The organism is Thermoleptolyngbya sp. M55_K2018_002, assembly GCF_015295965.1.
Lineage (GTDB): Bacteria > Cyanobacteriota > Cyanobacteriia > Elainellales > Elainellaceae > Thermoleptolyngbya > Thermoleptolyngbya sichuanensis.
Genome location: NZ_DVEA01000265.1, coordinates 41,652 through 54,469, shown reverse-complemented (window position 1 = coordinate 54,469; position 12,818 = coordinate 41,652). Strand labels below are relative to the sequence as shown.

The window sequence follows — 12,818 nt, the reverse complement described above, 5'->3', positions numbered from 1 at the left end:
ACCTCGACAAAATGCCCCCCGAAGAACTCCAAGCCATCCGCCAACACGCCAAAGATTGGCATGAACAAAGTGGCTAATTCCGTAGTATTTGTCCTGATTTTTTCCTGGAGTGCTGAATAATCTGGTATTCCTCAGACGTTAGCTGATTATTACAAGCTGGGCACTCTGGAGTAAAAGATACATTGGCATAGAGGCTTACTCATGATTTTTATTATCCCTATCATTCTTGGTGCTGCGGCATTAATTGCAGGAGGAACAGGAGCTGTCGCAGGAGCAAAGGGAGTAACAAAAATCCGGGAAGCCCAAAAAATTGGCAAAGAGGCCCAGACTCGCTATGAAGAAGCCAAGAAACTCACTGAAGAGAAGGCTTTAGAAACACAGGCTATTGCAGAAGAGTATGCTCAACTCCAAATTCAGGTATATCTTGAAACTGTTCAACGCTTTGTTGACTTTATTGAGCGCATTGGTCAGCAAGTCTCACAGAGCGACATGAAATTTCTAGAGGGCATGGAAGGTTTTTCGCCAGAGCAGTTTCAGGAGTACAAAACCGCAGCACTGGAAGCACAACGTTTTGCTGCAGGCGGACTGAAGGCTGCAAGCGCTGCTTATGCAGCCGGGCAAGGAACAGTTACCCTTATAGGACTATTTGGTACAGCCAGCACAGGTACAGCAATTAGTGGACTTAGTGGCGCTGCTGCTTGGAATGCTACTTTAGCCTGGCTAGGCGGTGGCTCTCTGGCGACGGGCGGCGGTGGCATGGCGCTTGGTAGCGTAATTTTAGGTGGAATTACCCTGGGACCAGCTTTAATGATTGGCGGCTTTGTTCTGCGTGGACAAGGTGAGAAAGCGCTGACCAAAGCGCAACTTTATGTTTCAGAAGCAAATGTGGCAACTGCAAAACTTGCTGCATTGCAAGCATTTCTCAAGCAAGTGCAGAACCGAATTCAAGAATTGTCAGGTCTTGTGGTTTCGATAGATGAACGTGCCCTAAAAAGTTTGAATAAGCTTGAATCCAAGGTCTTTGTACGCAGAGGAATCTTTTTCAAGAAAACAATAAACTTTAAGCCTGAAGAACACGCTGAAAGCTTTCAGGAAGTTCTTCTCCTAATCAAGGCTCTGGTTGAAATCTTGAAAACTCCTGTACTGGATGAGAAAGGAGAGATTAATCAAGAGTTTGAGAAAATTAGATTTAGGTACCGCAATATTTAGTCGATGAATATGAAAGAGAAATCACCTCTAGATTTTGCTAAAGGACAGAACATTCTTCTCGTATCCAATGCTTTCAATGAAGTTATTCAGGCGTATCTAGAATGTAAAAGAACCATTGAGACTGAAACAACTAAGCGTCGAGAGATCGAAGCATGGGAGAAAACTAAGATTGCCGAAATCCAAGCCCACAGGGATCTGCTTATTGGATATCTTGAGCGATCCTTTGATGAACGCTCTCAGAACTTCAAGTCACTTTTTCAGCTTGCGGATCAAGCCCTTGCCAATGGCGATAATCAACAGCTGGCACTGACTCTGGATTCAATCATAAACTTGGCAAAAGCTAGCCCCTTTAAAGACTTAGGAGATTTATCAAAAGTTAAGGAAGCACTGAAAAGCCCGGATCACACTTGGGAATTGTAATAAAGATACAGATTGATCCTTGTGAAGGAGAACTAATGGAAAGGAAAGAGGTTGAGGAAATACTGCAAGAAGCGCTTGAGTTATTAAAAGAACATGATTCTTATTTATTTAGAGTAGACGCAAACGAAAGATCATTTACGCATAAGCTTGCGGGATATCTTCAGGCTGGTTTCCAAACCCGTAATCTAGAGTTGCATGTGGATTGTGAATACAATCGAAGCCAGGGAGATCATAAAAAGCTGATTCTGGAGCAAGAGATTCGAAACAGACTAAGCAAAGTATTAGAAGAGAGTGGTGGTTTGCCTGGCTATGATGACACGAACGCAAAAACAGTCTACCCGGATATTATTGTTCACAAAAGAGGGGACAATGAAAACAATCTTTTAGTTATAGAAGTAAAGAAATCGACTAATCAGCAAAGCACAGGTGAGACAGATAAGAAAAAGCTCGATGCTTTTCTTGAGTCACCATTTAATTATCAGCACGCAGTTTTTATTCAGCTCATTGTTGGCGGAGAAAAAGATCCAGATTGGGAATGTAAGTGGGCACCGTTTGATACACCTTCGCTCTGCTTGGAAGTCTCTGAATCGCCGTAATTAATCATCTTCTTGCTCAATCTTTTGCTATCCCAGCACCCGGCGCAGGCGCACCCCGCAGCATTCCTTCCGTACTCAAATCCTCATCCAGTTCTTCCCAGTGGATGCTGTAGCCGCCGCCGTAGAGTGTCCAGCGTTCCCGCTGCTCTGGGCGTTGCGCTTCGCAGTCAAGGATGCCACACCAGCGGCGCGATGATCTGCGTAATCAACCGACCTACAATAAGAGCAACCAGCTTTGAGGGACTCGAATGACCCTCCAGCAAACGAACAAATGAGTGACCGTGCGATCGCCCCCGGTTGACTGACAAAACTAATGGGCGACGTAGCAGTACGTGTGTATTTTGAACTCGATTCGATAGGCACGCTGCTGCCCACGATACGCACAGGGTACCGATTGACCCAGCCAAGTGTTCAAGGCATTGTAGAGAGGGGAGTTCACAACATCTATGCTTTTGAGTGGTATCTAAGCTTAGAACGCTGGCTCCACTCTCTCTCCTTAGATCTCTGAAACTACCGCACCGCAAGCTGTCTAGCAACTTCTAGACAACTTTTGTCAGTCAACCAAGAAACGACCACACCACAAGCTATTCAGCAGCTTCTAGACAACTTCTGTCAGTCAACGTCGATCGCTTCCCCTGCGGCTGATTTGGCGACTTCATATCGTTCTTTATCCGTCATCATGGGTATAACTCTATCTGTGAGATGCCCAGTCTTGTAGATTGCCAGTCGGTGGGACTGGGCTTTGATTCTCACTATGCTCTTTCTCACTATACTCTTATTGAGTGAGAGTATCCACGGGATGAGAGTTCTTGTTGAGTGGAAGTATTCACTCAAACCAGATAGAGATGAAGAGGAGTAAAAGCGATCGCCTCAGTTCTCCATGAAGGGAAGATGAAAAAAACTTTTTGGGTGTAAATTGGGTGTAGAAATTCGCAAAAAGTCTTAAAAGTCTTGATATACAAAGATTTTTATCAGCTTCCCAAGCTGAATGTCGTGGGTTCGAGTCCCATCACCCACTTTTGATGGCATCATCGCACCTACATGCCCATCTACATGCCCCACATGCCCCATCTGATACTCTGCTGGGATGCGATAGATTAGGGGTTGGGCCGACCTTCAATATCCGTAGCTTCCGAGAACCTGTACCTTTGTTATGAATCAAACTGCCGAACAAGAGTTGCGTCCTGAGGCGATCGCGCTCCGCAATGAATACGCCGCTCTGGATGACAAGCTATCCAATCGCTACATTGAGCTAGATCCCCAGGGCTATTTCATTATTTATGTGGATCGGGATGCCAAGCTGATTTGTGCAGACCATTTTTCTAACGTCATCAATGACAAGGGGCTGGCCTGCGATCCCGAAACTGGGGAGCCGCTGCCTTGTAACGGTTCTCTGAAGCGATCGCCCACGGCAATCTTTCGCGGACGCACCGCCAAGGAACTCTGCATCGAAATTTTTGAAAAAGCGCAGCCTTGCCCCATCAGCTATCTTGACCACGCTGCCTATTTGGGGCGCGAGTTTGTGCGGGCGGAACTGGCGCTGCTGTCTGGGCAGGACTATGTGCAAGATTAGCTGACAAGATTAGCTGATTAGATTCAGAGCAGATCATCAGATCAATTGAGGATCAATTGATCCCAGGTGACTCTGGAAATTTGGGAATCTGGCAAGCTAACCCACCTGCTCTACCGCCAGCATCTTATCCAGGCTGTCGGGCTTGTAGGAATTGGGCGGATAGCGGTCGAGGTGGCGATACAGCGTCTTGGCTCCAGAAACCCGGCAGGAGAATAGCTCCACGGCTGCGTGTCCATCGGGATAGAGGCGCACCTTGGGCGACAGGTCTTTGGGGATCTCGGTTCGCCACTGCCAGTTATATTTGGCAGGGATGCCCTCGATAAGATGGTGGTAGGCCCAGTTGCGGCGATCGCCCAACACGCCCAATTCCTGAAGCTCTCGTCGCAAGATCGATGCCAGCACAAACGAAGCCGCCGAGCGATCGCCCTCGATGGCTTCCATGACGTGGCCGAGCGCTCCTTCTGGACGAGGAACTTGAGCAATGTTGTGTTTCTCTTTCACAGCCTTTTCAAGCTGGGCTGTGGTGCCAAATTCTTCTGGCACAGCCCACACCACCCCAACCCCACTGCCCTCTGCTGAGCGATACAAATAGCTCACCAGGCGAAACCCCGGCTTTAGCCACAGCCCCGGCATTTTGATCAGCGGGGCAGCAGGGTTTACCGTGCTGATAAACCACTGTTCTTGCAGAATCGGCGAAAGGGTTTTGACGATGGGCGTTCCCGAAGAAAATAGCCCGCTTAGGTCATCGATGGATTCCGGCTCTGGCAAGTCGTCTAGCGTTTCTACCACCTTTGCCTGCTGCTCGGCATCAGGCAACGCCAGGGTCGTCTGCATGTATCGCCTGATTTTGAGGAGCGTGGCTAGGGGGAATTTTTGAATCGACATGATCCAGGGGCACCATTCCAAAGAGAGCAGGGGTGACCTGTTAGGCGGCTGAAGCTGTACCTAACCCATCATAATCAACCCAAATCGACATCTAACTCCGGGCAAATCGGTAGACGCAGGGATTCAGCGTAACCCGGATTAATAATCTCCGTAAAAACTAGCACCCTTAAACAGCCCTTGAACTTGGCTCCCTTCGTGGCAGCGCGATCGCCCTCTAGCCGATTCCAAGGGCTACCACCCCGGAGGGGCGACCGATGCCTGACTCGGCACAGCGACCGGAGCCTGAGCGGGTGCAGGATCAGACACCACATTGGTCGGAGAAGCGTCTGGCTGGCTGGGCGCAGGCCGGGGAACGGGTGTTGTGTCTGGCGGCGTGACGGGCAAAACAGGGTTGGCTGGGTTTGCGACGCTTGCAGGATCGGCAGCAGGGGTAGGGGCGATCGCCGTGTCTGGAGCGGGCTTTACCCAGACGACCGGACGTTGGCCAATGCCAATGCGGCCGGTTTCTTCCTGCATGACGCTGCGGGCTTGCCCTGCATCAAACTGGCGGGCAAAGGTTTCCTGGAGTCGATCCACGCGCTGCTCTAGTGCCGTCACGTCTGACTGGAGCTTGTTGAGTTTGTGCTGTTGGCTGATGTTTTGGGGCAGCAGCCGGACAATTGAGGCGATCGCCACCATCCCTACCACGACATTCACAGCTAACCGAAGGCTGGCTTCAACCGCAACCGACTGATGGGGATTGCGCCGCTGCCGGAGCCTGCGTCTTGGGCGGGGAGCCTGCTTGCGAACTGGCTCGACAGGGTAAAGCGGCGGGCGGGAGGGTTGAATCGCATTCATGCTAGCAGTTCATATAAAAAAACGGGGCGATTTGACCGGTAGCCCGGAATCTACCCCAATATAATCGCTATGCGAAGCTCTGGCACCTCTCGCGCCAAAACTTAAGACCCAAATTTGGGAGTTTAAATCTGGCGACCTAAATTTGGCGACCCAAACTTGGCGATCTAGGCGATCTGGCGATCTGAATCTAGGCGATCTAGGCGATCTATTTAAGCCTGACTATTAAGCCAGAAATCTGCAAGTCTGAAATCCCGGCAGGCTTGGGTGAGAGGTTTGAGTGAAACCTGAGAGGGCTGAGTCGCCGCGCAGCAGTGCCCAGCAGAGACTCAGCCCTAGCAGACTGATGACTTACTTATACAGCTCAGTCGAAAGCCGAAATGCCAGCACCGCAGGCAGCAGAGCAATCACCAGCGCTGTAAGAACTTGAGTATCTGACAAAGCCATTTTGTAACACTCCTAATAACAAACGACACGCCAATAAACGTGCTACTGTCCAACACTTTCGGCTAAATCGGGAGCATCGGGAACATCTTGTCACACAGTTTAATAATCTGTGATGCCGTTTGCAGCGGTTGCCCAGGAGATTGGGGCGAGAGATTGGAGCAGGAGATTGGGGCGATCGCCCATTCACTGTCTTGCCCAGTCGTTTGCTGCCTCTGCATATAGCTTCAGGACATTGCTTCAGGACATTGCTTCAGGACATTGCTTCAGGACATTGCCTCAATTGCCTCAGTACATTGCCTCAGTACATTGCCTCACCTGATGAATAAGGTAGAAGCATGAACTGAATAAATTGGAAACATGAACGCTGCTGACTGTTTCTGTGCAGGGTCGAGCGAGTTGGCCTATGGCAGGATGCGTAACTCAGGTGCGTGATTCAGAGCGCCAGATCAAGGCAGCCTGTTTCTACCAAGCACACCATTGCTTAACATTTCGTCTCAATCGCTTGATGGAGTGTTCATAAAAAGCTTCACGAAGACTTTAAAAACATGAGCTACTTTCGGGCTTCTGCAAAGATTCCGTGAAGACGTTTCTGCTGAACCTTTGATCCATAAGCGCTTGCTATATATTCCTGCACGAAAGGGTTTTTACGTATTTATGCGGTCTTCTTCCAGCAGGGTTGTTACTTCAAAAAGGGTTACTACTAATGTCTCGCTATGCATCTCCAGATTCGCTCCAAGACTCACTTAGCTCCGTTTCAATAGCGCCCGCTCTGCACGTACAAACACCTGATCGCCTACCCCACCCCTCTGTAAATCACTGGTTCAAGCGATCGCTCGATATTCTTGGCAGCCTAGTTGGGCTACTGGTCTTAGCAATTATCTTTGTGCCCGTGGCGATCGCCATCCGGCTCGACAGCCCTGGCCCCATCTTTTATAGCCAGCAGCGCTGTGGTCTGTTAGGACGCTGCTTTACGATTTACAAATTCCGCACGATGGTTCAAGGCGCTGATCGGATGCAGGATCAGCCCGATAGCGCCTCCGATGCGGCACAGGGAAAACCTTTTAATTTCAAGCGTGGCCGCGACCCGCGGATAACTCGCGTCGGCTGGTTTCTTAGAAAAACGAGCATCGACGAGTTTCCTCAGTTTCTCAACGTCCTCAAAGGCGAGATGAGCTTGGTGGGCACTCGCCCGCCCACTCTGGATGAGGTCGCAAACTACGCCGACCATCACTGGCTGCGACTGAATGTGAAGCCGGGGATTACGGGCGAGTGGCAGGTGAGCGGACGGTCAAAAATCGATGATTTTGAGGAAATTGTCAGGCTCGATTTGCGATATCAGGCGCTCTGGCACCCGCTCTACGACCTGTCGCTGATTCTGAAAACCATCCGCGCCGTGCTGTTTGGCGTGGGCGCAATGTAGAGCAGGGGCGATCGCCCGTTTGCCCGCCCCCTTACGGTCGATAGACTGGGAGCGTAAAGTGGAAGCAGCTTCCGGCTCCCAGTTCTGAATCGACCCAGATTTGACCGTAGTGCGCCCGCACGATGCGCTGACAAACCGCTAGCCCAATCCCATAGCCGTCTTGCGTGGTATCTCGCTCCAGCCGATAGCTGTCTTCAAAGATGCGATCGCGATTTTCAGCCGGGATACCTGGCCCATCGTCGCAGATGCTCACCTGCACCTTTTGCGTTGTGCGATGCAAGGCCGAAACTTGGATATGGCTGCCATTGGGCGTGTATTTCACGGCGTTGTCTAGCAGATTTACCAAGACTTGCCGCACCCGATCGGGGTCAGCATACACCGCAGGCAAATCGCTGGGGATATCCGTAGAAATGCTCTGCGCCTTGATTTGCAGCTTGGTCTGAAAATCATCTACCAGACCGAGGCACAGCTTGCCCAGGTCAAACTTGCGAGGCTGCACGTTGAGCTTGCCGCCAGTGCTGTTTGCAGCGTGGAGCGTGTCTGTAATCAGGCGGTCAATCGTCTTCGCCTGCGTGCGGGCATGTTTGATGAGCTGACTCATGGTTTCTGGGGTCAGCCGCGACTCGGCGTAGATTTCTCGCATACTGCTGCCCAGTTCCAGCGTTTCCAGCGCAATGGAAACCGCCGTGAGGGGATTTCGCAGGTCATGGGCCAGCATCGCTATGAGTCGGTCTTTGAATCGAAGCTGTTCCTGAAGTTCCTCTTTTTCCTGATTCAGCCGAAAAATCTCATCCGACAGGCGAATTAGCTCAGCCGAATAGGTGACGGAATTGGGAACTGGCAGCGACTCTATCGCCATAGGCAAGGGCGACGTGGAACCGAGGCTAATCCGGCTTTCCTGGGCAGACTGTTTCCAGCGCGACCACCAGCTATCGATCTGGGCGATCAGGTTGCTGCCAGCGAGGGTTTGGCGCGGCTCTGGGTAAATTTTGATAATGGCCGGCGTGGCAATCAGGCGAAAATGCTCGGCCAGGTGCGGCTGCTCCCCCACATCTACCACTTGCAGGTCGAATGGATAGTCTGCCGCTAGCTCTTTGAGGCGACTGCGAATCTGCCGAATCTTTTCGACGGAGCTAGGGCGCTTGTCTACAAACAACAGCAGTTGCAGAGACGGTTCGGCGCGGTCGGGTGGAGTGGATAGGGCCTCCATATCGGCTACATCACAACGGATGGGATCGGGCGAGCAAACGGAACGTCGGTAGCGCTGTGTTTCAAGTAGGCTGGCTGGAGTTTAAGGAAGGCAGTTGTGAGCTAAGTGCAGGGTAGAGTGACTTTGGGGGCGATCGCCAGAATAGCCTTCTAGCGCAGTTCACAGCTTAGGCATGGCTAAGAATTGTCAGGGGAGACACGCCATAAATGCAGCAAATGCAGCCCGCACGCCTTGTGCAATGCAGCATACACCAAATTACTAAATATTTTAACCTTTTGCAGGGTGGCTCAGGGATTGATTTTCAGCTAACTGTTCGCGCGAACTCTTGCGGAGCAGGACATTTCGACGCTTTACTGGGTGAGGTTTCTTGAATGGCGACTTGATTTTTAGCTGGCACAGGTCATGGGAACAGAAATTGCGAATCGAGGATATCTGGCACTGCCATCGAACGGCGCTGGGCCGGGGGTGGTGGTGCTGCAAGAGTGGTGGGGATTGGTTCCCCATATCAAAACGGTAACGGATCGCTTTGCCGAAGCGGGGTTTGTGGCGATCGCCCCCGATCTGTACGACGGCGAAACGACTACCTCACCCGACGAGGCGGGGCGGCTGTTTATGGCGCTCAACATTGAGCAAACGGCTCGTAAGCTCGAAGAAACCCTCCAATACTTGCAGAGTCACCCGGCAGTCACGGGTGATCGCCTGGGCGTGGTGGGCTTTTGCATGGGCGGCCAGTTGGCGCTGCTGGCGGCGACCCTGAGCCAGCGCGTGGGCGCAGTGGTGGATTTCTACGGCATCCATCCCAACGTGCAGCCCGATTTCTCGAAGCTGCGTGCGCCCGTGCTGGGTATTTTTGGGGAAAACGACGGGTTCGTGACTCCAGAGGCGGTGCGATCGCTAGAGGCAGCCATTCAACAGGCGGGTGGCTCTATCGAAACCCACACCTATACCGGAGCCGACCATGCCTTTTTCAACGACACCCGCCCGGAGGTCTATCAACCCGCTGCCGCTGCTGATGCCTGGGATAAGACGCTGAGCTTTTTGCGGCGAGAACTGGCGACAGCCTAGCAGAGGGCAAGGGGTCGTCTAGAAAAGCATATTAAAAGAAGCACATTAAAAAGCCGAGTCCCACAGAGCTTAGCCTGGGGCGCTCGGCTTTTTGATCGATTCAGGGTGTGCCAAAAGACGGGCTAGGAGACAGAGACGGCGATCGCCACGAGACCGCCCACCAGCACCAGTGCGCCAATGCCAGCAATGAGATAAATCGTCTGCTGTTTTTTGCTGGGTGGCTCAGCGGTATACATTTTCGGCTCAACGGCAAAGTTGTTCAGGCGACCGCCATCTTCTGTGGTGTAGCGCATGCACTCAATCCTTTTTCCTAGATATTTATTAATCTTAGCAACTAGTTATGTGCATACTCCGGCATTCCTTTAGGGAAGTTTAAACATTGGATGGAGTTTAATAAGCCTAAAAAGCGCCACAAGAGATACCCTGCGGCGCTTTGACTAGAGTGTTGGACGGACGGAGTGGGGGCGATCGCCCGCTGCTAACCGTCTCCCGCTTGGGGAAGAAACTCTTGGGGAAGAAACTACATTTCCGTCACCCGGATGGGCTGAGGAATCACCTTGGTCAGCACCGCGTAGAGAATCGCCGCCGCAATAATTCCATTTAGCGGGCCAATGCCGATGCCCGCAGTGCCCGTAAAGTAGGCAATGAGCGCAGCAGCAATGTACGAAATCACGCCAGCCCAGTTGAACGCAGGCAGGGGAGTATCCAGCGAGGGAAACTGACCCCGGTGGCGCAGCCAAAAGTCGGTCATGATGATGCCCCCAATGGGCGGGATCAGCGTGCCTAGCAGCAGGAGGTAAGTGATCAGGTTTTCATAGATGCCCGTCAGCGCCAGCAGCAGCGCAAACAGTGCCCCGCCCAGCACAAAGGCATGGCGCTTGGTAGTGCGGAAAAAGTTGGTTCCCGCCACTGAGAAGGCGTAGATGGTGTTGTCCTGGGTCGTCCACACGTTGAGGATCAGCAGAACCAGGCTACCCAGCAGCAAGCCTTGCTTGGCCATCGCCGCGATCAGGTCTTCGCTGCCATAGACCAGGGTGGTAAAGGCTCCCGTAAACACCAGCAGCCCGTTGATAAAGAAAAACGCCAGAAAGGTACTCCAGATGGCGTTTTTGGGCGTGTCGGCAAAGCGGCTCCAGTTGGTAGATTGGGTGCCGCCGGAGATAAAGGTAGACATCACCGTGGCGATCGCCACCCCAACCCCCATCTGCTGGGCGGGCTGCAAGCTGGCCAGGTCGCCTGCATCGCCAAATCCTCGAATCAGGCTAATCGCCATCAGGATCAGCATTGCGGGCACAGCGATACGGCTAAGCCAGTCCATCGCCGTGTAGCCGATATAGGCAGTGACGCAAAAGGCGAAGGTAAAGAACACCGTCAGGAAGACCTTCATTCCGTCTGACAGTCCAAACTGCTTCGTGAGCGCATCGGCGATAAAGGCGTTGGTCACGGCATACCAGCCGATTTGCGTAAAGCCCAGCACAAAATCGACCCAGCGAGAGCCGACATTGCCAAAGCTGAAGCGCGACATGAGAACGGTCGTCAGCCCGCTCCGCTGGGCGATGTAGCCCATTGCAGCGCAGTAGGTTCCCAAAAGTAGGTTGCCAATTAGCACAATAGCCAGCATGGTGGAAAAGGGGAACGATGAGCCAACTAGCCCACCGGCAAACAGCGTGGTAGAGGTAAGCGCAAACCCCATTAGCAGCGGGGCCAGCGACCAGATGGGCTTGCGGGCCTCGAAGGGCACCGCCGAAAGCGGATAGTCTTCCCCGGCCTGACTGCGATCCACATATTGTGAATCTGACGAAATACTCATACGACTTCTATTCCTCCCCGCGTAGACTCTATATTTATAAAGCTTTTATGCCGGTATTCTCGGTTCTGTGTTCAGGAAGAGAGGTATTGTAGGTTACAAATTTCACTTCCAAGGCGATCGCACTCATGATTCCTAGCGACATCACGACGCTTTTGATGACCCTGTTTGGCCCTGCGGTGCAGGCTGCCGAGCCAGAATCCTGGCAAGTCGAGATCGGCAACTTGCGCCTGCTGGTGCTGCTTTCGGAAGACCAGAGCTGGCTGCGATCGCTCGTTTCGATTGATTCGGCGCAGGCGGCTGCCCCCTATCTTGCCCAACTTCTGGAGGCAAATTTCGATGAAACCCAGGAAGTTCGCTATGCCCTCTATCAGGGCGTGCTGTGGGGGGTCTATCAACATGCCCTGGCCAGCCTGACGGTGGAAGATTTTCGAGCGGCGATCGCCCGCCTGGTGTCTCTGCAAGAGCGCGGGCTAAACCCCAGCTTCGACCGTCTGGCCGAAGCCCAAATTCGCCAGATCATTCGCGCTGCCAAGCAGCAAGGGCAGTCGATGGAGACCACGCTGCAAACCCTAGAACGCTTCTATGCTGAGGGCATGATGGGCAGCCTGGAGGCGGGGGCTGCCGAGCGTGACCAAACGCTGGGCGCGTGGCGCTATCAGCTAGAGCGGCTGTGGGACGAAGAATAGCGGAAAGCACCTGGGGCAATGAGTGCCAGAATATGTCGTAATGTGTCGTATTGTTAAGGAGTAATCACTGACGCAACCGTGACTCACACTAGAGGCGCAACCAACGATGGGACAGCTTGAACGCCTGCTGCTGATGGCAGAAGATGAACTGACGCAATACAGCACCGATGCCCGCAAGATGGAAAAGCTGCGGCAAAAGATTGCCCTGTCGGTGTCGCGGGCTGAGCAGCAGCAGATTAAGGAAACCCTGCTGGCAGAAATGCCTACGAGCGGCCTTGCCAAGCTGGTGGAAACTCAGCGTCAGGCCGTGGCGCTGCCGCTGTGGGGCATTGCGGGGCTGGGCCTGCTGTTGGGCATTTCGTTTATGCAGCCTATCGATTTTTTGGCGACGATTGTTGGTGGGGCGGGGGCGATCGCCGTTCAAAAGTGGGGCTGGTCGCTGCAAGCCAAGCGCCTGCTGATCAACACGCTGGAAGAGTTGGAGCAGCGGATGAAGGGCGGTTAAGGGGGCTAGGACAGGGAGATCTGCTGGAGCTTGGATTTTAGAGTTGGCAAAGGGGGCGATCGCATCGGGAATTGCTCCAGGTGCTGCTGTAGTTAAGCATACTGACGAAACCGCTTTCGTGAATGAGGTACTGGAAAGACTGGTCTAGTAAGTAGCCA

General features: G+C 52.6%; 14 protein-coding genes and 1 pseudogene. 8 read left to right on the top strand and 7 right to left on the bottom strand.

Features of this window, described 5'->3' with window-relative positions; all coding sequences use genetic code 11:
• Positions 1 to 201 precede the first annotated feature (201 nt).
• Genes IGS51_RS13460 through IGS51_RS13450 form a run of 3 tightly spaced genes read left to right on the top strand, consistent with a single transcriptional unit; the run spans position 202 to position 2,225 of the window.
• On the top strand, positions 202 to 1,209 hold the full coding sequence (locus IGS51_RS13460) for a hypothetical protein (RefSeq protein WP_297078884.1): 1,008 nt from the start codon (positions 202 to 204) through the stop codon (positions 1,207 to 1,209).
• Positions 1,210 to 1,212: 3 nt separating this feature from the next.
• A complete protein-coding gene (locus tag IGS51_RS13455; protein WP_297078882.1) occupies positions 1,213 to 1,629 on the top strand; it encodes a hypothetical protein in 417 nt (138 codons plus the stop codon).
• A gap of 35 nt (positions 1,630 to 1,664) precedes the next feature.
• Positions 1,665 to 2,225, top strand: a complete 561-nt coding sequence (locus IGS51_RS13450; protein ID WP_297078880.1) for a hypothetical protein — start codon at positions 1,665 to 1,667, stop codon at positions 2,223 to 2,225.
• A 16-nt stretch (positions 2,226 to 2,241) separates the two neighbouring features.
• On the opposite strand, the pseudogene IGS51_RS22385 reads toward IGS51_RS13450, so the two are convergent.
• Positions 2,242 to 2,455: pseudogene (locus tag IGS51_RS22385) on the bottom strand (DUF2442 domain-containing protein); the annotation flags it as partial.
• 923 nt (positions 2,456 to 3,378) lie between these two features.
• Between IGS51_RS22385 and IGS51_RS13445 the strand changes: the two are divergent.
• Positions 3,379 to 3,798 carry a DUF4346 domain-containing protein gene (locus IGS51_RS13445; protein WP_297078878.1) on the top strand — a complete coding sequence of 140 codons (420 nt, stop codon included), beginning with the start codon at positions 3,379 to 3,381 and terminating at the stop codon, positions 3,796 to 3,798.
• A 96-nt stretch (positions 3,799 to 3,894) separates the two neighbouring features.
• On the opposite strand, the gene IGS51_RS13440 is transcribed toward IGS51_RS13445, so the two are convergent.
• The 3 genes from IGS51_RS13440 to psaM form a co-directional block, all read right to left on the bottom strand.
• Positions 3,895 to 4,632, bottom strand: coding sequence for a hypothetical protein (locus tag IGS51_RS13440; protein WP_297078876.1), 738 nt, complete (start codon positions 4,630 to 4,632; stop codon positions 3,895 to 3,897).
• 282 nt (positions 4,633 to 4,914) lie between these two features.
• Positions 4,915 to 5,520: a hypothetical protein gene (locus IGS51_RS13435; RefSeq protein WP_297078874.1), complete on the bottom strand. Its 606-nt coding sequence runs from the start codon at positions 5,518 to 5,520 to the stop codon at positions 4,915 to 4,917.
• A 348-nt stretch (positions 5,521 to 5,868) separates the two neighbouring features.
• A complete protein-coding gene (gene psaM, locus IGS51_RS13430; protein ID WP_084782874.1) occupies positions 5,869 to 5,964 on the bottom strand; it encodes a photosystem I reaction center subunit XII in 96 nt (31 codons plus the stop codon).
• Positions 5,965 to 6,667: 703 nt separating this feature from the next.
• Between psaM and IGS51_RS13425 the strand changes: the two genes are divergently transcribed.
• Complete coding sequence (locus IGS51_RS13425; protein ID WP_297078869.1) at positions 6,668 to 7,384, top strand: sugar transferase; 717 nt, start codon at positions 6,668 to 6,670, stop codon at positions 7,382 to 7,384.
• 31 nt (positions 7,385 to 7,415) lie between these two features.
• Here the strand turns inward: IGS51_RS13425 and IGS51_RS13420 are convergent, their stop codons facing one another.
• On the bottom strand, positions 7,416 to 8,594 hold the full coding sequence (locus tag IGS51_RS13420; protein ID WP_297078866.1) for a histidine kinase: 1,179 nt from the start codon (positions 8,592 to 8,594) through the stop codon (positions 7,416 to 7,418).
• 402 nt (positions 8,595 to 8,996) lie between these two features.
• Between IGS51_RS13420 and IGS51_RS13415 the strand changes: the two genes are divergently transcribed.
• On the top strand, positions 8,997 to 9,659 hold the full coding sequence (locus IGS51_RS13415; protein WP_297078865.1) for a dienelactone hydrolase family protein: 663 nt from the start codon (positions 8,997 to 8,999) through the stop codon (positions 9,657 to 9,659).
• 122 nt (positions 9,660 to 9,781) lie between these two features.
• Here IGS51_RS13415 and IGS51_RS13410 read toward each other — a convergent pair whose 3' ends face one another.
• Positions 9,782 to 9,952: a ssl1498 family light-harvesting-like protein gene (locus IGS51_RS13410; protein WP_172358280.1), complete on the bottom strand. Its 171-nt coding sequence runs from the start codon at positions 9,950 to 9,952 to the stop codon at positions 9,782 to 9,784.
• Between the two features lie 227 nt (positions 9,953 to 10,179).
• On the bottom strand, positions 10,180 to 11,469 hold the full coding sequence (gene codB, locus IGS51_RS13405) for a cytosine permease (protein WP_297078864.1): 1,290 nt from the start codon (positions 11,467 to 11,469) through the stop codon (positions 10,180 to 10,182).
• A gap of 125 nt (positions 11,470 to 11,594) precedes the next feature.
• Between codB and IGS51_RS13400 the strand changes: the two genes are divergently transcribed.
• Both IGS51_RS13400 and IGS51_RS13395 read left to right on the top strand, forming a co-directional pair.
• Positions 11,595 to 12,155, top strand: a complete 561-nt coding sequence (locus IGS51_RS13400; RefSeq protein WP_297078863.1) for a hypothetical protein — start codon at positions 11,595 to 11,597, stop codon at positions 12,153 to 12,155.
• A 106-nt stretch (positions 12,156 to 12,261) separates the two neighbouring features.
• Positions 12,262 to 12,660 carry a hypothetical protein gene (locus tag IGS51_RS13395; RefSeq protein WP_297078861.1) on the top strand — a complete coding sequence of 133 codons (399 nt, stop codon included), beginning with the start codon at positions 12,262 to 12,264 and terminating at the stop codon, positions 12,658 to 12,660.
• Positions 12,661 to 12,818: the final 158 nt, after the last annotated feature.